The organism is Jiangella alkaliphila (assembly GCF_900105925.1).
Lineage (GTDB): Bacteria > Actinomycetota > Actinomycetes > Jiangellales > Jiangellaceae > Jiangella > Jiangella alkaliphila.
The window spans coordinates 565,006-588,115 of record NZ_LT629791.1; the positions used below are offsets into that span (position 1 = coordinate 565,006).

At 70.8% G+C, this 23,110-nt stretch carries 24 protein-coding genes and 1 pseudogene; 18 read left to right on the plus strand and 7 right to left on the minus strand.

Annotation, left to right across the window (positions count from 1 at the left end; genetic code table 11):
- The 9 genes from BLV05_RS02590 (at window position 1) to BLV05_RS02630 (ending at window position 9,142) form a co-directional block, all read left to right on the plus strand.
- Window positions 1-363: an L-rhamnose mutarotase gene (locus BLV05_RS02590; RefSeq protein WP_046766583.1), complete on the plus strand. Its 363-nt coding sequence runs from the start codon at window positions 1-3 to the stop codon at window positions 361-363.
- Entirely contained in the window at window positions 360-2,396 is a 2,037-nt protein-coding gene (locus tag BLV05_RS02595; RefSeq protein ID WP_046766582.1) for a bifunctional rhamnulose-1-phosphate aldolase/short-chain dehydrogenase, read from the plus strand. The genes BLV05_RS02590 and BLV05_RS02595 overlap by 4 nt, the downstream gene beginning before the upstream one ends.
- Entirely contained in the window at window positions 2,393-3,820 is a 1,428-nt protein-coding gene (locus BLV05_RS02600; RefSeq protein WP_046766581.1) for a rhamnulokinase, read from the plus strand. Before BLV05_RS02595 ends, BLV05_RS02600 begins: the two co-directional genes overlap by 4 nt.
- Window positions 3,821-3,843: 23 nt before the next feature.
- Complete coding sequence (locus tag BLV05_RS02605) at window positions 3,844-4,305, plus strand: nitroreductase/quinone reductase family protein (RefSeq protein ID WP_046766783.1); 462 nt, start codon at window positions 3,844-3,846, stop codon at window positions 4,303-4,305.
- A gap of 12 nt (window positions 4,306-4,317) precedes the next feature.
- Entirely contained in the window at window positions 4,318-5,670 is a 1,353-nt protein-coding gene (locus tag BLV05_RS02610; RefSeq protein WP_172860765.1) for a serine hydrolase domain-containing protein, read from the plus strand.
- Window positions 5,671-5,759: 89 nt separating this feature from the next.
- Window positions 5,760-7,445, plus strand: a complete 1,686-nt coding sequence (locus BLV05_RS02615) for a sodium:solute symporter family protein (protein WP_046766579.1) — start codon at window positions 5,760-5,762, stop codon at window positions 7,443-7,445.
- 14 nt (window positions 7,446-7,459) lie between these two features.
- Window positions 7,460-7,729 (plus strand): hypothetical protein, encoded by a 270-nt coding sequence (locus BLV05_RS02620; protein ID WP_046766578.1) that lies wholly within the window; start codon window positions 7,460-7,462, stop codon window positions 7,727-7,729.
- A 56-nt stretch (window positions 7,730-7,785) separates the two neighbouring features.
- Window positions 7,786-8,316 (plus strand): RNA polymerase sigma factor, encoded by a 531-nt coding sequence (locus tag BLV05_RS02625; protein WP_197683511.1) that lies wholly within the window; start codon window positions 7,786-7,788, stop codon window positions 8,314-8,316.
- Window positions 8,309-9,142 (plus strand): anti-sigma factor family protein, encoded by an 834-nt coding sequence (locus tag BLV05_RS02630; protein ID WP_052762045.1) that lies wholly within the window; start codon window positions 8,309-8,311, stop codon window positions 9,140-9,142. The genes BLV05_RS02625 and BLV05_RS02630 overlap by 8 nt, the downstream gene beginning before the upstream one ends.
- Here BLV05_RS02630 and BLV05_RS35460 read toward each other — a convergent pair.
- The 3 genes and pseudogenes from BLV05_RS35460 to BLV05_RS02640 all read right to left on the minus strand — a co-directional run bounded on the left by BLV05_RS35460 (window position 9,139) and on the right by BLV05_RS02640 (window position 11,657).
- Window positions 9,139-9,711 carry an HNH endonuclease gene (locus BLV05_RS35460; RefSeq protein ID WP_172860597.1) on the minus strand — a complete coding sequence of 191 codons (573 nt, stop codon included), beginning with the start codon at window positions 9,709-9,711 and terminating at the stop codon, window positions 9,139-9,141. The two genes, BLV05_RS02630 and BLV05_RS35460, sit on opposite strands and share 4 nt — an antisense overlap.
- A 133-nt stretch (window positions 9,712-9,844) precedes the next feature.
- Window positions 9,845-10,663 (minus strand): annotated as a pseudogene (locus BLV05_RS38475) (DUF222 domain-containing protein); the annotation flags it as partial.
- 202 nt (window positions 10,664-10,865) lie between these two features.
- A complete protein-coding gene (locus tag BLV05_RS02640; protein WP_052762044.1) occupies window positions 10,866-11,657 on the minus strand; it encodes a sterol carrier family protein in 792 nt (263 codons plus the stop codon).
- Window positions 11,658-11,774: 117 nt separating this feature from the next.
- Here BLV05_RS02640 and BLV05_RS02645 point away from each other — a divergent pair, with 117 nt between their 5' ends.
- The 6 genes from BLV05_RS02645 to BLV05_RS02665 all read left to right on the plus strand — a co-directional run bounded on the left by BLV05_RS02645 (window position 11,775) and on the right by BLV05_RS02665 (window position 16,822).
- Window positions 11,775-12,551: a GntR family transcriptional regulator gene (locus BLV05_RS02645; RefSeq protein WP_160312700.1), complete on the plus strand. Its 777-nt coding sequence runs from the start codon at window positions 11,775-11,777 to the stop codon at window positions 12,549-12,551.
- A complete protein-coding gene (locus tag BLV05_RS02650) occupies window positions 12,548-13,576 on the plus strand; it encodes a type 1 periplasmic-binding domain-containing protein (RefSeq protein WP_160312699.1) in 1,029 nt (342 codons plus the stop codon). Before BLV05_RS02645 ends, BLV05_RS02650 begins: the two co-directional genes overlap by 4 nt.
- A 161-nt stretch (window positions 13,577-13,737) precedes the next feature.
- Window positions 13,738-13,878 (plus strand): albusnodin family lasso peptide, encoded by a 141-nt coding sequence (locus BLV05_RS35470; RefSeq protein WP_152690526.1) that lies wholly within the window; start codon window positions 13,738-13,740, stop codon window positions 13,876-13,878.
- Between the two features lie 63 nt (window positions 13,879-13,941).
- Window positions 13,942-15,612, plus strand: a complete 1,671-nt coding sequence (locus BLV05_RS02655) for an albusnodin/ikarugamycin family macrolactam cyclase (RefSeq protein WP_082154881.1) — start codon at window positions 13,942-13,944, stop codon at window positions 15,610-15,612.
- Window positions 15,585-16,241: a lasso peptide biosynthesis B2 protein gene (locus BLV05_RS02660; RefSeq protein ID WP_197683512.1), complete on the plus strand. Its 657-nt coding sequence runs from the start codon at window positions 15,585-15,587 to the stop codon at window positions 16,239-16,241. Before BLV05_RS02655 ends, BLV05_RS02660 begins: the two co-directional genes overlap by 28 nt.
- Complete coding sequence (locus BLV05_RS02665; RefSeq protein WP_046766572.1) at window positions 16,238-16,822, plus strand: GNAT family N-acetyltransferase; 585 nt, start codon at window positions 16,238-16,240, stop codon at window positions 16,820-16,822. The genes BLV05_RS02660 and BLV05_RS02665 overlap by 4 nt, the downstream gene beginning before the upstream one ends.
- Here the strand turns inward: BLV05_RS02665 and BLV05_RS02670 are convergent.
- A complete protein-coding gene (locus tag BLV05_RS02670; RefSeq protein WP_046766571.1) occupies window positions 16,814-17,419 on the minus strand; it encodes a TetR/AcrR family transcriptional regulator in 606 nt (201 codons plus the stop codon). The genes BLV05_RS02665 and BLV05_RS02670 overlap by 9 nt on opposite strands.
- 74 nt (window positions 17,420-17,493) lie before the next feature.
- Here BLV05_RS02670 and BLV05_RS02675 point away from each other — a divergent pair, with 74 nt between their 5' ends.
- From BLV05_RS02675 to BLV05_RS02685, 3 genes are read left to right on the plus strand one after another with little or no spacing between them, the layout of a single operon-like run.
- Entirely contained in the window at window positions 17,494-17,904 is a 411-nt protein-coding gene (locus tag BLV05_RS02675) for a VOC family protein (RefSeq protein WP_046766570.1), read from the plus strand.
- Between the two features lie 32 nt (window positions 17,905-17,936).
- Window positions 17,937-18,542 (plus strand): ArsR/SmtB family transcription factor, encoded by a 606-nt coding sequence (locus BLV05_RS02680; RefSeq protein WP_046766569.1) that lies wholly within the window; start codon window positions 17,937-17,939, stop codon window positions 18,540-18,542.
- Window positions 18,539-19,897: an MFS transporter gene (locus tag BLV05_RS02685; RefSeq protein ID WP_052762041.1), complete on the plus strand. Its 1,359-nt coding sequence runs from the start codon at window positions 18,539-18,541 to the stop codon at window positions 19,895-19,897. Before BLV05_RS02680 ends, BLV05_RS02685 begins: the two co-directional genes overlap by 4 nt.
- Before the next feature lie 31 nt (window positions 19,898-19,928).
- Here BLV05_RS02685 and purL read toward each other — a convergent pair whose 3' ends face one another.
- Genes purL through purS form a run of 3 tightly spaced genes read right to left on the minus strand, consistent with a single transcriptional unit; the run spans window position 19,929 to window position 23,100 of the window.
- Complete coding sequence (purL, locus tag BLV05_RS02690; protein WP_046766568.1) at window positions 19,929-22,181, minus strand: phosphoribosylformylglycinamidine synthase subunit PurL; 2,253 nt, start codon at window positions 22,179-22,181, stop codon at window positions 19,929-19,931.
- A complete protein-coding gene (gene purQ / locus BLV05_RS02695; protein WP_046766567.1) occupies window positions 22,178-22,849 on the minus strand; it encodes a phosphoribosylformylglycinamidine synthase subunit PurQ in 672 nt (223 codons plus the stop codon). Before purQ ends, purL begins: the two co-directional genes overlap by 4 nt.
- Window positions 22,849-23,100: a phosphoribosylformylglycinamidine synthase subunit PurS gene (gene purS / locus BLV05_RS02700; RefSeq protein ID WP_046766566.1), complete on the minus strand. Its 252-nt coding sequence runs from the start codon at window positions 23,098-23,100 to the stop codon at window positions 22,849-22,851. The genes purQ and purS overlap by 1 nt, the downstream gene beginning before the upstream one ends.
- Window positions 23,101-23,110 lie beyond the last annotated feature (10 nt).

The following is a 23,110-nucleotide window of genomic DNA, read 5'->3' on the forward strand; positions in this document are numbered from 1 at the left end:
ATGCCGCGGTACTGCTTCGTCTCGCGGGTCCGCACCGACCGGCTGGACGAGTACCGTCGCCGGCATGCGGCGGTGTGGCCGGAGCTGCTGCGGGCGCTGCGCGACACCGGCTGGCGCGACTACTCGATCTTCCTCGGCGACGACGGCCTGCTGGTCGGCTGCGTCGAGGCCGACGACCTCGCCGCGTCGCAGGCGGCCATGGGCGCCACCGACGTCAATCGTCGCTGGCAGGAGGAGATGGCGCTGCTGTTCGCCGACGGTGGCAGGCCGGACGAGAACTGGCGGCTTCTCGACGAAGTGTTCAACCTCGACGACCAGCTGGCCACCGTCCCCCGAGACGCCGCCCGAGATGAGGACCGATGACCGACGGCACCGTGAGCGAGTTGATCGAGCGGAGTAACCGGCTGGGGTCGGATCCGCGGAACACGAACTATGCCGGTGGTAACACGTCGGCCAAGGGCAGCGCGGTGGATCCGGTGACCGGTGGTGAGGTGGAGTTGTTGTGGGTGAAGGGGTCCGGTGGTGATCTGGGCACGTTGACGGAGTCCGGGTTGGCGGTGTTGCGGCTGGACCGCATGCGCGCGCTGGTCGACGTGTATCCGGGGGTGGAGCGTGAGGACGAGATGGTCGCGGCGTTCGACTTCTGCCTGCACGGTCGCGGTGGTGCTGCTCCGTCGATCGACACCGCGATGCACGGGCTGGTCGACGCCGCGCACGTCGACCACCTGCACCCTGATTCCGGCATCGCGCTGGCCACGGCGGCCGACGGTGAGGCGCTGACCAAGGAGTGCTTCGGGGAGAAGGTCGTGTGGGTGCCGTGGCGGCGGCCCGGCTTCCAGCTCGGGCTGGACATCGCGGCGATCAAGGCCGCGCACCCTCAGGCGGTGGGGTGCGTGCTGGGCGGGCACGGCATCACCGCGTGGGGCGCCACCTCGGCGGAGTGCGAGGCGAACTCGCTGTGGATGATCCGCACGGCGGAGGAGTTCCTGGCCGCGCGCGGCAAGCCCGACCCGTTCGGCGCTGTTGTGGACGGGTTCGGCCCGCTCCCCGAGGCGGAGCGGCGGGCGCGGGCGGCCGCGTTGGCGCCGGTGATCCGGGGGTTGGTGTCGACGGACCGGCCGCAGGTCGGGCACTTCACCGACACCGACGTGGTGCTCGAGTTCGGGTCGCGGGAGAAGCTGGCCGCGTTGGCCGGGCTGGGCACGTCGTGTCCGGACCATTTCCTGCGCACCAAGGTCCGCCCGCTGGTGCTGGACCTGCCCGCCACCGCATCGTTGGAGGAGGCGGTGGCCCGGTTGCGGGAGTTGCACGCCGCCTACCGGGAGGAGTACGCGGCCTACTACCAGCGGCATGCCACGGCGGAGAGTCCGGCGATGCGGGGTGCGGACCCGGCGATCGTGCTGGTCCCGGGGGTGGGGATGTTCTCGTTCGGCAAGGACGCGCAGACCGCGCGCGTCGCGGGCGAGTTCTACGTCAACGCGATCAACGTGATGCGCGGCGCGGAAGCGGTGTCGACCTACGCGCCGATTCCTGAGGGGGAGAAGTTCCGCATCGAGTACTGGACACTCGAGGAGGCCAAGCTGGCGCGGATGCCGAAACCGAAGCCGCTGGCCACTCGGGTCGCGTTGGTCACCGGGGGCGGGTCGGGCATCGGGAAGGCCATCGCGCAGCGGCTGGCCGCCGAGGGCGCCTGTGTCGTGGTGGCCGACCTCAACACCGACGCGGCCGCGCAGGTGGCGGCGGGCATCGGCGGCGCCGATGTGGCCGTGCCGGTGACCGTGGACGTCACCAGTGAGGAACAGATCAAGGCGGCGTTCGAGCGGGCCGTGCTGGCCTTCGGCGGCGTCGACCTGGTGGTCAACAACGCGGGCCTGTCCATCTCCAAACCGCTGCTGGAGACCACTGCCGCCGATTGGGACCTGCAACACGACGTGATGGCCCGCGGGTCGTTCCTGGTGTCCCGCGAGGCCGCCCGGATCATGATCGACCAGGGCATCGGTGGGGACATCATCTACATCGCCAGCAAGAACGGCGTGTTCGCCGGCCCCAACAACCTCGCCTACGGCGCCACCAAAGCCGACCAGGCCCACCAGGTCCGGCTGCTCGCGGCCGAACTGGGCGAACACGGCATCCGCGTCAACGGCATCAACCCCGACGGCGTCGTCCAAGGGTCCGGCATCTTCGCCGCCGGCTGGGGCGCCCAACGCGCCGCCGTCTACGGCGTCCCCGAGGACCAGCTCGGCGCGTTCTACGCCCAACGCACCCTGCTCAAACGCGAAGTACTACCCGAACACGTCGCCAACGCCGTCATCGCGCTCACCACCGGCGACCTGTCCCACACCACCGGCCTGCACATCCCCGTCGACGCAGGCGTCGCCGCCGCCTTCCTACGATGACCACCCACACCGCCGCAGCCGTCGACCTCGGCGCCTCGAGCGGCAGAGTCATGCTGGCCCGGGTCGGTCGCGACCGGCTCGACATCACCGAGGTGCACCGCTTCGGTAACGTCCCCGTGCGGCTCCCCGGCGGGCTGCACTGGGACGTGCTGCGGCTCTACCGCGACGTGCTCGACGGGCTCGGGCAGGCGGCCCGGGCCTGCGTCGACGGCGAGGTGCTGGGCAGCATCGGCATCGACTCGTGGGCGGTCGACTACGGCCTGCTCGACGACACCGGTGCGCTGCTCGGCAACCCGCACCACTACCGCGACGGGCGGACGTCCGGCGCCGCGGCGGCCGTTCACGCGAAGATCGGCGAGCGCGGGCTCTACGACATCACCGGGCTGCAGTACCTGCCGTTCAACACGATCTACCAGCTCGCGGTCGACCCGGCCGCGGCGACGGCCGCGCACGCCCTGCTCGTCCCCGACCTGCTCACCTACTGGCTCACCGGCTCACTCGGCACCGAGGCCACCAACGCGTCGACGACCGGGCTGCTGGACGTCCGATCCGGCGACTGGGCGGCGCCGCTGTTCGACGCTCTCGGGCTGCCGCCGGGGCTGTTCCCGCCGCTGCGCCGGCCCGGCGACGTCGTCGGCCCGCTGCTGCCCGAGGTGCTCGACGACACCGGGCTGGCCCCGTCCGCCGTCGTCACCGCCGTCGGGTCGCACGACACCGCCTCCGCCGTCGTCGGGGTGCCGGCCGCGGACGAGCGGTTCGCCTACATCTCCTGCGGCACCTGGTCGCTGGTCGGCGTCGAGCTGGACGCCCCGGTGCTGACGCCGGCCGGCCGGGCGGCCAACTTCACCAACGAGGGCGGCGTCGACGGCACCGTCCGCTACCTGCGCAACGTCATGGGGCTGTGGCTGCTGAGCGAGTCGATCGCGACGTGGAACCGCACCGGGCCGCCCGCCGACCTGCCGGCGCTGCTCGCGGCCGCCGCCGACGTCCCCGCCGGCGGTCCCGTCTTCGACCCCGACGACCCCGTGTTCCTGCCGCCGGGCGACCAGCCTGCCCGCATCGCCGACGCGCTGCGCCGGGCCGGCGAGCGGGTGCCGTCGAGCCGGGCGGAACTGGTCCGCTGCATCCTCGACAGCCTGGCCGCGGCCTACGCTCGCACCGTCCGCGAGGCGTCCGGCCTGTCCGGCTGCCCCGTCGACGTCGTCCACCTCGTCGGCGGCGGCGCCCGCAACGAGCTGCTCTGCCGTCTGACGGCCGACGCCTGCGAGCTGCCGGTGCTGGCCGGCCCGGTCGAGGCGACCGCGCTCGGCAACGTGCTGGTGCAAGCGCGCGCCCACGGCGCCGTCGCCGGCGACCGGTGGGCACTGCGCGAACTGCTCCGCTCCACCCAGCCGACGACCCGCTACGAACCCTCTAGCATGTGAACTCAGCACGGGAGGTCTCGCCGATGGCCGACGAACGTCCGCCGCGTCTGCCGCCGCGCTGGTTCATCCGGACGTTCTGGACGCTGCACCGTGCGCTGTGCCGCGTCAGTGGCGGACGGCTCGGGCTGTGGCGGCCGAAGCCCGGCAAGTGGGGCACGCTGCGCCTGACGACCACCGGGCGGCGGACCGGCCGCGAGCGCAAGGTCGTCCTCGGCTATGTCGAGGACGGCCCGAACCTGGTCACGCTGGCGATGAACGGCTGGGCGGCGCCGGAGCCCGCGTGGTGGCTGAACCTGCAGGCGCGGCCGGACGCCACCGTCGAGCTGGCCGGCACGTCGCACCCGGTCCGGGCCCGGGCCGCCGAGGGCGCTGAGCGGACCCGGCTGTGGGAGACGTGGCGGGGCATCGACAAAGGGCTGGACGGCCTCGCGGCCAGGCGGCCGGCGGAGACGGCGGTGGTGATCCTGGAGCCGCGCGCCCACTAGGCTCGGCGCGTGATCCGGCCCACCACCGCCACCGACCTCACCCGTCTCGTCGCCGAGGAGCAGGCCGGCAGCCGGCTGCCCTCCGTCGTCGCCGGCATCGTCCGCGACGGCGAGCTCGTCTGGTCCGCCGCGCGCGGCACCATCGACGGCCGCGAGGGCAGCCGCGAAGCCGACGAGCACACCCAGTACCGCATGGGCTCGATCACCAAGACGTTCGTCGCGGTGGCGGTCATGCGGCTGCGCGACGAGGGCCGGCTCGACCTCACCGACCCGCTGGACAAGCATCTCCCCGGCACCGACGTCGGTGACGTCACCATCGCGCAGCTGCTGTCGCACGGCGCCGGGGTGCAGGCCGAGACCGACGGGCCGTGGTGGGAGCGCACCGAGGGCGGGCCCTGGCGGTCGCTGTCGACGCAGCTGGGCCGCCGGCACCCGGCCGGGCAGCGGTTCCACTACTCCAACGTCGGCTTCGGCGTGCTCGGCGAGCTGATCGCCCGGGTGCACGGCCGGTCGTGGTCGAAGGTCGTCTCCGAGGAGCTGCTCGAGCCGCTCGGCATGGACCGCACGACGTCGCGGCCGGTCGCGCCGCACGCGCACGGGCTCGCCGTCCACCCGTTCGCCGACCTCGTCCTGCCCGAACCCGAGCACGACGGCGGCGCGATGGCGCCGGCCGGCCAGCTGTGGTCGACGGTGCGCGACCTCGCCCGGTGGGCCGCGTTCCTCGGCGGCCGCACCGACGGGCTGCTGTCGGCCGAGACGCTGGCGGAGATGTGCCTGCCGCTGGTCGTCGTCGACGTGCCCGGCGCGCCGTGGACCGGGGCGCACGGCCTCGGCGTCCAACTGTGGAACGACGGCGGCCGCCGATTCACCGGCCACGGCGGCTCGATGCCCGGCTTCCTCGCCGAGGTGCGGGTCGACGTCGAGACCGGCGACGGCGTCGTCGTGCTCAGCAACACGACCGCCGGGCTGTCGCGCGGGTTCGCCGCCGGCCTGCTCGACGCATTCGCCGCCGACGAGCCGCGCACGCCGCCGGTCTGGCGGGCCGGCTCCGTGCCGCCGGAGCTGTTCGAGCTGGTCGGGCACTGGTACTGGGGGGCGACGACGTACGAGCTGCGGGCCGCCGGCGACGGCTGGCTGCGGCTCGGCCCGGCACACGGCGCCGGCCGGGCGTCGCGCTTCCGCCCCGACGGCGACGGCGGCTGGGTCGGCCTGGACGGCTACTACGCCGGCGAGCCGCTGCGGGTCGTCCGGCATGCCGACGGCAGCGTCAGCCACCTCGACCTCGTGTCGTTCGTCTTCACCCGGACGCCGTACGACCCGCGGGCCGGCGTCCCCGGCGGTGTCGACTCCGCCGGCTGGCACTGAGACCGTCGGGAAACGCCGCATTCGTCACACCGAATGTGACTAGTACTCGCGGGTAAGGTCACCGGGGATTCCGGCAACGGGAGGTACCGATGACCCTGGTCGCGGACGCCAGCCTGCGGTTGGACGCGGGCTTCTGGGATTACACGCTCATCGCGGTCTACTTCGTGTTCGTGCTGGGCATCGGCCTGATGGCACGGTATGCGGTGTCGGACAGCCTGGACTTCTTCCTGTCCGGGCGGTCGCTGCCGGCGTGGGTGACGGGGCTGGCGTTCATCTCGGCGAACCTGGGCGCGATCGAGATCGTCGGCATGTCCGCGAACGGCGCCGAGTACGGCATGCCGACGATGCACTACTTCTGGATCGGCGCGGTGCCGGCGATGCTGTTCCTCGGCGTCGTGATGATGCCGTTCTACTACGGGTCCAAGGTGCGCAGCGTGCCGGAGTTCATGCTGCGCCGGTTCGGCCCGACGGCGCACCTCGTCAACGCGATCAGCTTCGCGCTCGCGCAGGTGCTGATCGCGGGCGTGAACCTGTTCCTGCTGGCGACGCTGGTCGACGCGCTGCTGGGCTGGCCCCGTCCGGTGGCCATCCTCGCCGCTGCGATCATCGTGCTGAGCTACATCACGCTGGGCGGGCTGTCCGCGGCCATCTACAACGAAGTGCTGCAGTTCTTCGTCATCGTCGCCGCGCTGTTCCCGCTGACGGTGGTCGCGCTCGACCGCGTCGGCGGCTGGGACGGGCTGACCAGCGGCATCCGCGACGCGACGGGGTCGACGGAGCAGCTGAGCGCCTGGCCGGGCAACGAGCTGGCCGGGTTCGACTCCAGCATCCTGTCCGTCATCGGGATCGTGTTCGGGCTCGGGTTCGTGCTGTCGTTCGGCTACTGGACGACGAACTTCGTCGAGGTGCAGCGGGCGATGGCGTCGAAGAGCATGTCGGCGGCCCGCCGCGCGCCGATCATCGGCGCCTACCCGAAGATGTTCATCCCGTTCATCGTGGTGATCCCGGGCATGATCGCCGCGGTCATCGTGCCGGAGCTGGCCGAGTTCAAGCAGACCCAGTCCACCGAGGCCGGCGTCGACTACAACGACGCGATCCTGCTGCTGATGCGCGACCTGCTGCCCAACGGCATGCTCGGTCTGGCGATCGCCGGCCTGCTGGCGTCGTTCATGGCCGGCATGGCCGCCAACATCAGCTCGTTCAACACCGTCTTCAGCTACGACATTTGGCAGCGCTACGTCGTCAAGGACCGCGAGGACGGCTACTACCTGCGAGTCGGCCGCACGATCACCGTCGTCGCTACGTTCGCGGCCGTCGGGACGGCGTTCATCGCGGCCGGCTACTCCAACCTGATGGACTACCTGCAGCAGCTGTTCTCGTTCTTCAACGCGCCGCTGTTCGCGACGTTCATCCTCGGTATGTTCTGGAAGCGGATGACCGCCGCGGCCGGTTGGATCGGGCTCGTGGCGGGAACGCTGTCGGCCGTGACGGTGTTCGTGCTCTCCGAGACCGGGGTGATCGACCTCCCCGGTCAGGGTTCGGCGTTCCTCGCCGCCGGGGCCGCGTTCGTCGTCGACATCCTCGTCAGCGTGGTCGTGAGCCTCCGGACGGCGCCGAAGCCGGCCGCCGAGCTGGCCGGCCTGGTGTACGGGCTGACCCCGAAGGAGGACCTGCAGGATCCGCGTGACCGCAACGAGGCCTGGTACCAGCGGCCGGGGCTGATGGCCGGCATCGCCCTCGTCCTCATCATCATCCTCAACATCGTCTTCTTCTGAGGGGAGCCGAGCAGATGAGCGTCAGTGGAACCCGGACGCGACGCGCCGGAGCCTTCGACATCCGCGTCGTCATCGCCGCGCTGTTCTGCGTCTTCGGGCCGATCCTGGTCGGCATGGGGCTGTTCGGCACCAGCGACGCCGACCTCGAGAAGTCCGGCGGCATGAACGTCAACCTGTGGACCGGCATCGGCCTGATCGTCACCGCCGCCGTCTTCCTGTTGTGGACCTGGCTGCGGCCGATCGTCGTCGACACCGAGGCCGCCGCGAGCGGCGACAGTGACTGACGCCACGTGAGGATCCAATCGATTCACCGTCCCTCCACGTATAAGAGGATGTGAGGGTGTCGGACGAGGCCCTGCTCGCTGGGATGGCCGCCGGCGACGCGGACGCGATGGCCGCGTTCGTCCGCCGTCACCAAGGGCGCGTCTACGGTCTGGCGTTGTCGGTCGTCGGGGTGCCCGCGATCGCGGAGGAGGTGGCACAGGAAGCGTTCGTCCGGGCGTGGCGGCACGCCGGCAACTATGACGCCCGCCGGGCGCAGGCGTCGACGTGGCTGCTGACCATCACCCGCAACGTCGCCATCGACGTCCTGCGGGTCCGCCGGGAGCTCGCCGTCGAACCGTCCGTCGTCGCGGAGATGCTGATCTCCACCACCAACGACAGCGACCGGGTCGCCGACAGCGAACGCATCACCACCGCACTGCGGGCACTGCCCCGCGAGCAGGCGACCGCCGTCCTGCTGTCAGTACATTTCGGCTATACCGCGCGGGAGATCAGTGAGCAGCAGCAGATCCCGCTCGGTACGGCCAAGACACGCATCCGCACCGGACTGTCGCGGCTGCGGGCGATGCTCGAGGTGAGTCATGGTTGATCCGACGAGGTGCGGCGAGGTCGCCGACGCCCTGGCCGAAGTGGCCACCGGCGCCGCCAGCGGCCCGGACCGCGCGCGCGTGCTCGCGCACCTGGCCGACTGCCCCGACTGCCGCCGCGAGCTGGAGGAGCTGACCCGCGTCGCCGACGAGGTGCTGCTGGTCGCGCCCGAGCACGACCCGCCGGCCGGGTTCGAAGGCGCCGTCCTGGCCCGGATCGCCGCGCTGTCCGCAGGGCCGGCCGAGGAGCCGCCCGCCGAGGAGCCGCCGGGCGCCGTTCCGGCCGCGCCGGCGCCGCCTGCCGTGCCGCCCGCTGTGGCGGCCGCGCCGCCGTCCGCGCCGCCGTCCGCGGCGGACGACGCCGACACCGTCGTCACTCCCCTGCGGCCGCGGCGCTGGCGGCGGGCGCTGCCGTACGCCGCCGCCGCGGTGATCGCCGGGCTGGGCGGCGCCGGCGTGGTCTGGCAGGCGACCTCCGACGACCGCGACCTCGCCGCCGGCTACCGCGAGACGCTCGACGTCGCGAACGGCCGCTACTTCCACGCCGCCCCGCTGCTGGACGACGCCGGCGAGCAGGTCGGCCACGTCTTCCTGTACCAGGGCGATCCGTCGTGGGTGTTCACCGTGCTCGGCGACACCGCGGCGCCCGGGACGTACGAGGTGTCCGCCGTCACCGAGGACGGCACCGAGACCGTCGCCGAGTACGAGGTCAGCGGCTCCGGCGGCGGGTCCGGCGGGACGGTCGACGCGAACATCTACCAGATCGAGCGGGTCGACCTGACCGGCCCCGGCGGCGTCGTGTACTCGGCCGACCTGTCCGACGATTAGAAGGGCGGCGTCTCAGGAACGGGCGGATACGGCGCACATACGCCGGCGGGAACCCGCACCGATGTGCTCATGACCGGCCCGACGATCTCCGGTTCGGCGGGGTAGCGATGGCCGGCTGGGGTGATCCACCAGGTGTCGCCGTGGTCGTCGGTGGCGATGGTGAAGGTGTGCCAGGTCTTGGCGCGGTGGTGGCCGTCGTGCAGAGCCCAGGTGTTGGCCGGGTCGGTGGTGCCGCCCTCGGCGTAGGGGATCTTGTGGTCGATCTCGGCCTCCGTGGCCGGTCGGTGGCAGGTGGGGAACCTGCAGGTGCGGTCGCGGGCGATGACGTGGGCTGTGAGGTCGGCCGGTGGGGTGTAGCTCGTGCGGCCGTACTCGAGCAGTCGCCCGTCGGAGGGGTCGGTGAGCAGCCTGCGCAGGGTGGCGTCGGCGGTGATGCGCCGCACGGTGCCGGCCGTGACCGGGCCGTACCCGTCGAGATGTCCGGGCAGGTCGTCCTGGCCAAGGTAGGCACCGACCGGCACGGCGACGTGCACGGTGGCCGCCCGGCCCCGGCGCCGCCCGAGCACCACCGGCCCCGCCGTTGGCGTTGGCGCCGGCCGGTGGCGGGGCCGCAGCGGTGGTGCAGGTGGGGTTGCAGCTGGGGTTGCAGCAGCCGAGGTGGCCGGACTCCAGCGCGGTCCAGGCCAGGCCGGTGAGCAGGTCGAAGCGCAGCTGGTCCAGGCCGCGGTCGTCGCCGGCGCAGCGGGCGTGGCGGGCGGCGGCATCGGTGGCCACCCACAGCGCGATGACGTCTTCGGCCGGTCCGTACAGCGTCATGGTCGCCGTGCCGTCGTCGCCGCCGGGCGAACCGGGCTCGGGCCGGCCGACGCAGCGGCGGTCAGCGGCCTGCCTGCGGCGGTCTTCGGCGCCGGCAGGGTCCGCGGTGATGACCTCGCTGCGCAGCCGCTGGTCCAGGACCCACCGGGTCCGGCCCTCGGCCACGGGCAGGACGGCCGTCTCCACCCGGTGGCGCAAGTCGGTGTCGGGCAGGCAGCGGGTGCGCTCGGCGATCAGCCGCGCCTTGTCCGCGTCGATACGGCCCGCCTCGAGCGCTTCGAAGGTGTCCGGGAGTTCCTGGAGCAGCTCGACCGCCAGCGCGACCTGTCCGGTCGCCCGGCCCGGCGTCCAGCGCGTGGCCAGGGACACCTCGTCGCCGGCAGCTTGGACCGCCCGATGCACGTGCCCCGCAGCCAGGTCGTCCGGGGCGTCGCAGCGCTGGTATTCCGGGCGGGCCGCCAGCTCGGCGAACACCCGCAGTTGCGCCGCTTCCTCGTGCGCCAGCTGTCGCTGCCTCGCCACCGCCACCACGACCAGCTCGTGCGCGGACAGCGTCGCAGGGTCCACGGCCGCCAACGCGACGCCCAATTCTGGCCCGGGCCGGACCACCGCCAGCCGATCGATCGATTCGCACACGCCTGATCCCTCCCGTCCACGAGGAAACGCGCCCCTACGTTCGAGCGCACACCACCCGCGTTGGCCCATGGCAGGCTGGGGTGGGACGACCGCAGACACACTGACGGCTGCGACCGTGGACGAGGCGGGACACCTGGCGTGATGCCCTCTTCAACGCCCGGGAACCCCTTGCAGCCGCTCCCGGTGGCGGCGTGACTTCTACAAATGATCTTACCGAACGCTCGTCCGGATCGCAATCCGTAAGCTGCGCAGAAGACAGGCGCGGCCGGCCCTAGAGCAACGGCAGGTACGACGAGAGGTCGGCGCGCTGCCCGCTGGCCAGGACGGCGCCGGCAGAGACCCCGTCGGCCCAGGTGGTGCGGCCGCCGGCCAACCGCAGCCACAGCGCCGGCGTGAGGTCGACGGTGTTCGGGGGCGTGCCGCGGGTGTGGCGCGGCCCCTCGATGCACTGGACCGCCGCGAACGGGGCGACCCGCACCTCGACGCTGCGGCCGGGCGCACGCTCGGCCAGCACGTCGAGGAGGGTGCGGACGGCGAGCCGGGTGGTGTCGCGCGGGAGCGCCGGCGGGTCGGCGTCCGGGACGGAGCGCGCGAGGTCGTCGGCGTGCACCGCGATCTCGATCACCCGGGTCAGCAGGTAGTCGGCCTGCCGCGCCGGCACCCGCCGCGTCGTCAGCACCATGTCGTCCAGCCCCCGCTCGTCGACGATGTCCGCGGCGGCCTGGTAGCGCGCGTCGATGGCGGCGAGGATGCCGTCCTTGTCGTGCCCTGCTCGGGTTGAAATCGCCAGCGTGCGATCCGAGAGGTCCGCGGCCACCGCCGCGTACGTCGACAGGTACTCGCTGAGGCTGCGCGCCGGCTCACCTCGCGGCGCCGCCGCCGTCGCCGTCACCGAGTCGGCCACCAGCGCGATGTGCGCCGCCAGGTCCGCGACGGTCCAGCCGGGCAGCACACTCGGGCCGGTCCAGTGCTCGGCCGGCAGCGCCGCCAGCCAGCCGCGCAGCGCCTCATGGCCGCTCCGGTACGCCGCCCACGCCGTCGCCGGGTCCATCCGCTTCGCCACCCCGGCAGGCTACCCGTGGCCAGACGTAGGTCGAGCGCTCCGGACCCCGTCGGGCACGCCAGATATCTAGGTGCACGCGGTCATGGTGCTGCCGATCCGAACTTGTAATATCAAGTGGTGTCCCAGTCGGCCGGCAGCAGCTTTCCTTACCGGAGGATCGTCGATGACCTCCGGACGGAGATACTCTCCGGGCGCCTGGAAGCCGGCGAGCAATTGCCGTCGGAGAACGATCTGGCACATAGGTACAAGACGAGTCGACCGACAGTCAGGCGTGCGATTGCCGTCCTGCGCAGCGACGGACTGGTCGTCACCGAGCAAGGACGCGGCGCGTTCGTCCGCCGGAAGCCGCATGTGCGCTTTCGACTGGAAGGAACGAACTATCGACGGCATCGCAGCGCCGGCCAGCCCGGATTCAACGCCCAGGCCGCAGAGCAGGGCCAGACGGCCAGCCAACAACTCCTTGAGGTCACCAGCGTTCCAGCCGACGCCGAGATCGCCTTACGTCTCGATCTCGACCCCGGCGAACTCGTCGTGGTGCGTCGTCGGCTGTTCATCGTCGACGACCAGCCGATAGCCCTCTGCAACAGCTTCTACCCCGCGGCCATCGCCGCAGGGACAGCGATCAGTGAGATGCGCCTGATCAAAGGCGGAGCGCATGCGGTCATCGAGGATCCCGAGGGCCCGATCAAGCGCTCCATCGCACGATCTGTCGATGAGCTCGTCGCCCGAATGCCGACGGCCGCCGAGATCGCTGCGTTGACTCTTCCGCCAGGTGAGCCCGTGGTTCGCGTCGTCCGGACGATCTTCGATGCCACCGACGAGCCTGTCGAGGTTCAGGAGACGATCGCCGCAGCTGATCGGCACGAGTTCCGATACGAGGTGGCGATGCGGTGATTGGAACCGATACGCCCAACGTCACGTCGATCACGGTTGGCGCATGCCTTTCACTCACCGGCAGATACGAGCGTTTCGGTTCCCAGGCGGCACAGGCTCTGACGATCATGACGTCCTTCGACGACATCGAGGTGCTCATCGAGGATGATCAGAGCGATCCGCAGGCGTTGACCGCCGGCATACGACGTCTTGCCGGCCGATGCGATGTTCTTCTCGGCCCCTACTCGACACAACTGATGCGAACCGCGAGCAACCTTGCCGCGGAGCACGACTGGCTCTTGTGGAACCATGGCGGCTCAGGCGATGACATCGAAGAATCGCACCCGGGTCACATCATTTCCGTACCCACCCCGACGCGACACTACAGCGGCCCGTTCCTAAGGTGGCTGCGCCGTCGCACGACGCCGGCTCCGCTCCGCATCATCACCGGCAAAGGCAGCTTCGCGCGCCAAGTCGCAGCGGGAGCACTCGCTGAGGCAGGTCTCCACGAGCTCGAAGCAGAGCACCTCGAAGCGCAGCACCTCATGCCGGAGCTCACGTCAGTCCCCTGGGATCTTTTCTCGGCCGGCACGTTCGAAGCCGACGTGGAGATCGTTCGTCGTGCTCAACAGCTACGCAAACCTCCCCGCACGATCTGCTCGGTGGCGGCCGGCGTGCACGACTTCGCCGATGAGGTCCGCAACGTCGTGGACATATTCGGCGTCGGGCAGTGGTTCCCGGGAAGCTCGCCGCAGCCCGGACTCGGCCCCTCAGAGGACGAATTCATCGCGCGATACGTCTCGCGGTTCGGCTCGATGCCCAGCTATCCAGCCGTCCAGGCCGCCGCGACCGTCGCCCTTGCCACGCATTGTGTGCGCACGGCCGGCACGTCCAGTCGGCAGGCGGCGTGGGACGTCGCGACCAGCTTGGCGACGTCGACCCTCTTCGGCCGATTCAGGATCGACCCCGCCACCGGTCGACAGCTCGAACATGAACCAGTCCTCGTGCGCTGGACACACTCCGGCCTACGGCTGGCGCCTGAGTAGCTCCTGAGCCGAACCGGCACGACTCCATCACCAGGGCTTGACTTGTATTTCCAAGTGACTCTACCCTGGCGTAGCTTGTATTTCCAAGTTGACTGACGCCCAGGTCAGCGACACAGACCCCGGGCAAGTCACACGAGACTGGCGGCGAAGGGAGGTGCCAGATGGCAGACCGCGACCACTACCCGGGCTCGGCGGAACAAGACAGCAACCCGGACGCTGCGATCGCTCTCGGCGATGCAACCGCCCTGACGAAGGGCGGAGCGGAGAAGAGCATCGAGGCCAAACAACGCCCGTACGACTGACTCGCTGACAGCGGTCACGGCGATGGGCCGTGACCGCTGTCACCCACCCAGGAAGGGCCGGAAATGCGCTGGTTCGGCGGCTGCGCTCCGGGAGATCACCTGCCGCTCCCATGCGACGCAGACCTGATCTGGGACAGCCCACCCGTATGGACGATGGGTGGCTGGCCTGGCCAGACGCTTCGCGTCGTCACCGACGCAGAAGCTCGACTCGCGGTGTTCGGTGCGTGTTCTGCAGACCAGAGCTCGCTGCTCCGAGCCGCCAGGTCACGCGATCTCCCGGCAGCGTGCAGCGACTGGGCCGGCTCCTTCGTGGTGGCGCGACTGCCGGGGAACGGCACGCTCGACCTGGTCACCGATCCCGTCGGCGCGTGTCCCCTGTACCTGGCGCAGACACCCAGCGGAATCGTCTGGGGTTCCAGTTCGCTGGCCTTGTCGTCCTTGACTGGGTGCCGAATCGACCGGGAGTGGCTGTCCTCTTACTTGGCGGACAAGGACTCGATGCCTCGAGATCGCAGCGCATGGGCAGACGTCGCCCCCGTTCCGCCGGGGCATCAGATCACCCTCGCCGCCGGGCGCATTGCGGCGACCAGAGGTTGGTGGTCACCCACCCGACGCCAGTATGACGATGCGGTCACCCTCGTCCGGCGCTCGTTGCTCGGTGGAGTCAAGGCTCGAATGAATGCGCCGAAGGTATCCGTGGATCTGGCCGGGATGGACTCGACGACCATCGCCGCGATCGCGGCGCGATACGGTCGCGTGCTCGCGATGACCGTGCACCCCGAGGGTCGCGACGAGGGCGGCGACCTGGACTATGCGCGAGCGTTCACAGACACGAACGTGACCCAGGCGTTGCTGCCGATGCCGACCGATCAGTTGCCGTTCGGCCGATCAGCAGACCGCCTGCCACCGTCAGACGAGCCGGCACCGTCGTCCGCGTCCTGGGCGTTCTTCTCGGCCCAGCTCCGAATGGCCGAGGCTGCCGGCTCGACCTGCCACCTGACCGGCGACGGCGGCGACAATCTCTTCCTTCCTCCCCCTTCGCATCTGACGCTGCTGGCCCACCGGGGCAGGATCGTTCGCCTCTGGCGCGATGCCCATGGTTGGGCACGCCTACGAAGCGTCAGCCCTTGGGGCGTTGTCGCCGCCGCAGTCAGGGGTGATGCCCAGCAGCTAACCCAGCCGTGGAATGCCCGGCCGTCCTGGGTACGCAACGCGACCGCCACCAGGCACCGGGCCGAAGCCGACCCCGATGCCTTGCTCATTCATGGAGTTCGCAGCGTGGCGCGTGCCGCGCACGCCGACCGCCAACTCGCCGACCGGCTCGGTGTGGATCTGCACAACCCGTACTTCGACGGCACGGTTCTGGATGCGGTGACCTCGGCACCACCATGGATGCGATACTCCACCCGCCGGTACAAGCCGATGCTTGCCGATGCCACGGGCGATCTGTTGCCGCAGCAGCATCGTCGTCGATCCACCAAGGGCACGTTCGCCGGCGACTTCCATCGCGGTCTGCGACTCAACTTGCGGCGCGTCCTCGATCTGACCTCCGGGCACCTGGCCGACCTCGGTCTGATCGAACCCTCGCTCCTCGGTTCGGCGATCAGAAGAGCCGCCCTGGGGGTCGACGCCATGTGGGCCACCCTGATGCCGACTCTCGACGCAGCGATGTGGTTGGAGGCGATCCAGCGCCGGCCTGGAATCTCGTGGACCACCACACTCGGGTTGAAGTGATCTCGATGGATGAGCGAACAACGGTCACGGTCGTCCTCCCACATGCGCACGTCACGGTCGACTACCACACGGGGCACACCACGCTCGCGCCGCCGCACTCCGCCACGAACCCCGAGATGGCTGTTGTACGACATCCAGGCGCGGGTCCGTCGTGGGGAACCCAGGAGGCATCCGTCGTGCTCCTCGACCCCGCATGGTCGCCACCGCTGTGGCGCCTGGCAGCGCTGCCGGCCGTGCTGATGACGATGGGGGTCAAGGCGTTCGGCCGCCAGCACCGTCAGTTCTCCCGCATGGTGCGGCTGGCATGCATCGGTCGGCGGCTACCGCTCGCCACCGACCAGCAGGCAAGAAACGCCGTCCTTGCGGTGCGCTGGCTGGCTCCGGCCATTCCGGTCCGCTGGGCGTGCTTGGAGCAGTCGGCCGCGGCCGCACTCCTTCTCGCTCTCCTCGGCAGGCGCACGGAGTGGCGACATGGGGTCGCCGTCGATCCCGTACGGATGCATGCTTGGATAACGGATCGGGCCGGGCGCCCGATCGAGGAACCCGCCGGCATCTCGTCCTACGTCCAGACCTGGACGCCCGACGGTGCGGCGTCAGACGATCCCGGGATTGGACCGCCACTCGCATGAACAGCCCGCATGTCCTCCTGTCCGGCTCGCGGCTCGGGCTCGCACTGCCCCGTCGCGAACTGCTGCCCGAGTACCACCGCTGGGAGAACGACCCCCGGACGATCCTCGGCTACGGCAACCAGTTTCCGCAGTCGTGGGAGGTGCGCGACGCGGGGTGGGAACGCCAGCGTTCCAACCACCACTACCCCCAGTTCGAGGTCGTCCGGCTCGACGACCTGACCGCGGTCGGCATGACCACGCTGGACGTCAACCAGTACGTGCGCACGGCCGAGTTCACCGTGGTCCTGGCGCCTGAAGCACGCGGCCAGGGGTTCGCCGCCGAAGCGACCCGGCTGACGCTCGACTGGGCGTTCCATCTGGGCGCGCTGCGCATGGTGTGGCTGAAGGTCCTCGAGCCGAACCGAGCGGGCATCGCGGCCTACGAGCAAGCCGGCTTCCGCGCCGCCGGCCGGCTGCGGCGGGCCGGCTACTGGCTCGGCGCACCATGCGACGAGCTGATCATGGACGCCGTCGCTGAGGAGTTCGAGGGCGAGTCCTGGGTGACCACCGCCGTCGAGAGTCCAGTGCCGCCGTCAGCGTAGGCGCAGCGCGTCGAGCAGGGAGAGCAGGGCGGCGACGGTGTCGTCGAGGTCGTGGGGGTCGTCGGAGCGGGCGAGCCACAGGGCGGCCTCGTTCATCGCGCCGGAGAGCAGATGGGTGAGCGGCTCGACCGGCTGCGGCGCGATGACGCCGTCGTCGATGACGGGCTGGAGGGCGTCGCGCAGGTGCCGGCCGGACGAGGCGTCGTCGAGGGCGCGCCAGTCGTCCCAGCCGAGGACAGCGGGGCCGTCAATCAGCATGATGCGCTGGACGTCGGGGTCGGCGCCGGCCCGGAGGAACGCCTCGCAGCCGGCGGTGAGCTGGCCCCACGCGTCGGGTCGAGCCTCGGCCGCGGCGACGACCCGGTCGGCGACCTGGGCTTGGACCTGCTCGACGACCGCACGGAAGAGCGCGGCCTTGCTGGCGAAGTGGTGGTAGAACGCGCCCTTCGTGAGCCCGAGCGCGTCGACGATGCCGGCGAGGCTCACCGCGGCGTAGCCGTCGCCGGCGAACTGCCGGCGCCCCTCGGTGAGCAGGGCGTGGACCGTGGCCTGCCGCCGTTCGAGCTGGGTCGGGGACACCGCACCTCCCGTTGACATACCGACGGTATGCATTCTAGCCTGACGACTCACATACCAACGGTAGGTATCCAAATCAGCGAGGGAGCACCCCCATGACCATCACGGGCTACTACCCGGTCCTCGGCAGCACCGACGTCGCCGCCGCGCGCGACTTCTACGTCGAGCACTTCGGCTTCACGCTCACGTTCGAGGCCGACTGGTACGTCAGCCTGCGCCACCCCAGTGCCGAGCACATCGAGCTGGCGCTCGTCGACCACCGCCACCCGACCATCCCCGACGGGTTCCGGCAGCCGGCCCGCGGGCTGCTGCTCAACGTCGAGGTCCCCGACGTCGACGCGTGGCACGAGCGCCTGGTGGCCGCCGGCCTTCGGGTCGCATTGGACCTTCGCAACGAGGCGTTCGGCCAGCGACACTTCATTGTCGAGGCGCCTGACGGCGTGCTGGTGGACGTCATCACGCCGATCGAACCGACGAGCGAATACGCAGGTCAATATGTCTCTTGACAATATGGTCGGGATTGACCGACCATACGGGAATGGCCGACCAGTCCGCCACTCCAGACTATGAGCTGGCCGAGCAGCTCGAGCTCACCGAGCCGGCGCAGTACCGGGCGTTGTTCGACGCGACCCGAATGAAGATCGTGCACCTGCTCCTCGAGCGCGCCGCCACGACGTCGGAACTGGCGGTCGCGCTCGACAAGCCGAAGGGGACGGTCGGGCACCACCTGAAGGTGCTGGAGTACGCCGGGCTGGTGCACGTCGTGCGCACCAAGCAGGTCCGCGCCATCGAGGCCCGCTACTACGGCCGCACGGCGCGCGTGTTCCTGTACCACGACTGGGATCGCAGCTCGTTCGACGGCATCGGGCTGGAGCCGAAGGGGCTGCTCGCGGAGGCGACGGCGGAGATCACGCAGATCCCCGAGGCCTACCAGGACCTCCCCATGCTGACGAACTCGCGATACGCCCGCATCCCGGCCGAGCGGGCGGAGGAATGGCGGCAGCGGCTGATCGAGTTGCTCGACGAGTTCGTCCGCCAGCCACGTGGCGGCGAGGTGACGTACGGCCTGCTGGTCGGCATCTACCCGACCGGCCGCGGGCACCTGCCCGACCCCGGCGACGACGAGAAGGACGTCGCCGAGTGACCACGACCACGGACGAGAAGTCCACCGGGCTGGGCCGCAACTACTGGAAGCTCTGGAGCGCGTCGGTCGTCTCGAACCTCGGCGACGGCCTGTCGGCGGTGGCGATCCCGTGGCTGGCCACCGCCGTCACCCGCGACCCGCTGCAGATCGCGCTCGTCACGCTGTCCACCTACCTGCCTTGGCTGCTGTTCTCGCTGCCGGCCGGGGTCATCAGCGATCGCCTCGACCGCCGCAAGCTGGTCGCCGTCATGGACGTGGCGCGGTTCGCCGTCATGGGCGCGTTCGCGTTCGTCGTGCTGGCGTGGCAGTCCGACCTGTCGACACCGGACCAGATCGCCGACGGCACGGCGCAACCACCCGGCAACGCCGGCCTGCTGCTCGGCCTGCTCTACCTGATGGCCTTCCTGCTGGGCGCCGCCCAAGTGCTTCGCGACAACACCGCCCAGACGCTGCTGCCGTCGATCGTCAAGAAGGACCGCCTGGAGAAGGCGAACGGCCGCCTTTGGGCCGCCGAGGTCGTCCTCAACAACTTCGTCGGCCCGCCGCTGGCCGGTCTGCTGCTCGGCCTGGCGTTCGCGCTGCCGTTCTTCATCAACGCCGGCACGTTCGGCATCGCCGCGGCGCTGGTGTTCATGCTGGCCGGGCAGTTCGCGCCGAAGGGCAAGGTCAGCAGCGGCCGCATCAACTGGCGGGCGGAGATCGGCGAGGGCGTGCGGTGGCTGTGGGACCACCACCTGCTGCGGTCTCTGGCGTTCCTGCTCGGCGCGGCGAACGGCCTGAACGCCGCCGCGATGGCGGTCTACGTGCTGCTCGCGCAGGAGATCCTCCACCTGAACGCGACGGAGTTCGGCATCATGCTCTCCGGCGTGGCGGTGGGTGCGGTGCTCGGGTCGCTGGTCGCGCACCGGGTCAGCGCCCGGATCGGCCCGGGGCCGTCACTGATCGTGTCGCTGGTCGTGCTCGGCGGCACCTTGGGCGCCATCGGCCTGCTGTCGTCGCCGGTGATCGTGTACGTGGTGTTCGTGTTCGAGGGCTTCTTCACCGTGCTGTGGAACGTCATCACGGTGTCGATGCGACAGACGATCATCCCCGACCACCTGCTGGGCCGGGTCAACTCGGTGTATCGGTTCTTCGGCTGGGGCGCCCTCTCGGTCGGGACGTTGCTCGGCGGCGTCCTGGTCGTCGCCGGCGACGTCTGGCTCAGCCGCGAGTGGGCGCTGCGGCTGCCGTTCCTGGTCGCCGCGGCCCTGCACGTGGTGATGGTGATCTACGCGCTGCCGCGGCTGACCACCAGCCGCATCGAGGCGGCAAGGACCGCCGCGGAGGCCGAGCCAAATGCCGACCGCGAGGTCTGAAGTCCAGTGAGTCCCGCAAGGGAAAGGCGAACTAGCCCTCGAACGCCGAGGACAGCGTCGACTCGTGAGCCGTGCGCAGCTCGTCGACCGGCACCGTGAACAGGCCCTGCAGGTCGAGCACCCCGCCGTCGTCGACGACGCCGATGCGCTGGTGGCCGAAGCGCCGCGCCGTGCACATGTCGGTGAAGCGCACCTCCTCCGAGCGCGGCACCGACACGATGGCCCGCGCCTGCGACTCGGAGAACAGGAACACGAACGGGTCGAGGCCGTCCGGCACCCACACCCGCGCCCCGACGCCGTAGCGCAGCACCGACTCGGTCAGCGCGACCGCCAGCCCGCCGTCGGAGAGGTCGTGCGCGGCGTCGATCAGCCCGTCGCGTGAGGCGTTGACGAGGATCTCGGCCAGCTCACGCTCGGCGGCGAGGTCGACCGACGGCGGCAGCCCGCCCAGGTGCTCGTGCTCGGCCCACGCCCACTCGGAGCCGCCGAACTCGTCGCGCGTCTCGCCGAGCAGGTAGATCACCTGGCCGGACGTCCGGAACCCCTGCGGCGTCCGCCGGGCGACGTCGTCGAGCACGCCCAGCACGCCGACGATCGCGGTCGGCAGGATCGCGGTGTCGCCGGTCTGGTTGTACAGCGACACGTTGCCGCCGGTCACCGGGGTGCCGAGCGCCTGGCAGCCGTCGGCCAGCCCGCGGATCGCCTCGGCGAACTGCCACATGACGGCGGGGTCCTCGGGCGAGCCGAAGTTGAGGCCGTCGGTGACGGCGAGCGGCCGGGCACCGGTGGTGGCGACGTTGCGGTACGCCTCGGCCAGCGCCAGCTGCGCCCCGGTGTACGGGTCGAGCTTGGCGTAGCGGCCGTTGCCGTCGGTGGCGATGGCCACGCCCAGCCCGGTCGACTCGTCGATGCGCAGTACACCGGCGTCCTCGGGCTGCGCGAGCACGGTGTTGCCGAGCACGTAGCGGTCGTACTGGTCGGTGATCCACGCCTTCGACGCGAGGTTCGGCGACGCCAGCAGCCGCAGTAGGGTGCCGCGCAGCTCGTCGCCGCCGGCCGGGCGGGCCAGCGAGTCAGGGCCGGCCGCCTGCAGCGAGTCCTGCCACTCCGGGCGCGAGAACGGCCGCTCGTACACCGGGCCGTCGTGCGCGACGGTGCGCGGGTCGACGTCGACGATGGTCTCGCCGTGCCAGTCGATGATCAACCGGCCGGTGCCGGTCACCTCGCCGATGACCGCGGTCTCGACGTCCCACCGGGCGGTGATGGCGAGGAACGCGTCGAGATTCTCGGGCGTGACGACGCCCATCATGCGTTCCTGCGACTCGGACATCATGATCTCGCCCGGCGTCAGGCTCGGGTCGCGCAGCAGCACCTTCTCCAGCTGCACGTACATGCCGCCGTCGCCGTTGCTGGCCAGTTCGGACGTCGCGCAGGAGATGCCGGCCGCGCCGAGGTCCTGGATCGCCTCGACGACCTTCGCCTCGAACAGCTCGAGGCAGCACTCGATGAGCACCTTCTCCATGAACGGGTCGCCGACCTGCACCGCCGGGCGCTTGCTGGGCTTCGAATCATCGAACGATTCCGACGCCAGGATGGACGCGCCGCCGATGCCGTCGCCGCCGGTGCGGGCGCCGAACAGCACGACCTTGTTGCCGACGCCGGTCGCGTTGGCCAGGTGGATGTCCTCGTGCTTCATGACGCCGACGCACAGCGCGTTGACCAGCGGATTCGCCGCGTACGACGGGTCGAAGACGACCTCGCCGCCGATGTTGGGCAGGCCGAGGCAGTTGCCGTAGCCGCCGACCCCGGCCACGACGCCGGGCAGCACGCGATGCGTGTCGGACGCGTCGAGCGGGCCGAACCGCAGCGAGTCCATGACGGCGACCGGCCGGGCGCCCATGGCGAGGATGTCGCGGACGATGCCGCCGACACCCGTCGCCGCGCCCTGGTACGGCTCGACGTAGGACGGGTGGTTGTGCGACTCGATCTTGAAGGTGACGGCGTAGCCGTGGCCGATGTCGACGACGCCGGCGTTCTGGCCGATGCCGACCAGCAGCGCGTCGCTCTGCGGCGCCTTCTCGCCGAACTGGCGCAGGTGCACCTTGGACGACTTGTAGGAGCAGTGCTCGGACCACATGACGCTGTACATGGCCAGCTCGGCGTTGGTGGGCCGGCGGGCGAGAATGTCGCGGATGCGCTGGTACTCGTCGGCCTTGAGCCCCAGCTCGTCCCAGGGCTGCGGCTGGTCGGGGGTCTTCGCGGCCAGCTCGACGGTGTCGATCACGAACGGACCAGTCCTTCCAGGACAGACGTGAAGAAGCCGAGGCCGTCGGTGGTCGGCCCGGTGAGCGACTCGACCGCGTGCTCGGGGTGCGGCATCAGCCCGACGACGTTGCCGCGGGCGTTGGTGACGCCGGCGATGCCGCGGTAGGAGCCGTTGGGGTTGTCGCCGGCGTACCGGACGACGACCCGGCCCTCGCCCTCGAGCTCGTCGAGCGTGCGCTGGTCGGCGACGTAGCCGCCCTCGCCGTTCTTCAGCGGGATGACGATCTCCTGGCCGGCCGCGTAGCCCGACGTCCACGCCGTCGACGTCGACTCGACCCGCAGCGGCTGGTCGCGGCAGACGAACTTGCGGTGGTCGTTGCGGATCAACGCGCCGGGCAGCAGGTGCGACTCGCACAGCACCTGGAAGCCGTTGCAGATGCCGAGCACCGGCAGCCCGCCGCGCGCTGCGTCGACCAGCGGCTCCATGACCGGCGCGAACCGCGCGATGGCGCCGCAGCGCAGGTAGTCGCCGTAGGAGAAGCCGCCCGGCAGCACGACGGCGTCGACGCCGTGCAGGTCGGCGTCGCCGTGCCAGAGCGAGACCGCCTCGCCGCCGGCGACCCGGACGGCCCGGGCGGCGTCGCGGTCGTCGAGGGAGCCGGGGAACGTGACGACGCCGATGCGCATCAGACGCCGGCCTCCACGTGGACGGTGAAGTCCTCGATGACGGGGTTGGCCAGCAGCGTGGCAGCGGCGCGCTCGATCTCGGCGACGGCCTCGGGCGTCGCCTCGCTGTCGAGCTCGATCTCGAACCGCTTGCCCTGCCGGACCGAGGCGACTCCCTCGAAGCCGAGCCGGCCGAACGCGCCCTGCACGGCTTTGCCCTGCGGGTCGAGAATCTCGGATTTGAGCATGACGTCGACAACGACGCGGGCCACGGGCACGCTC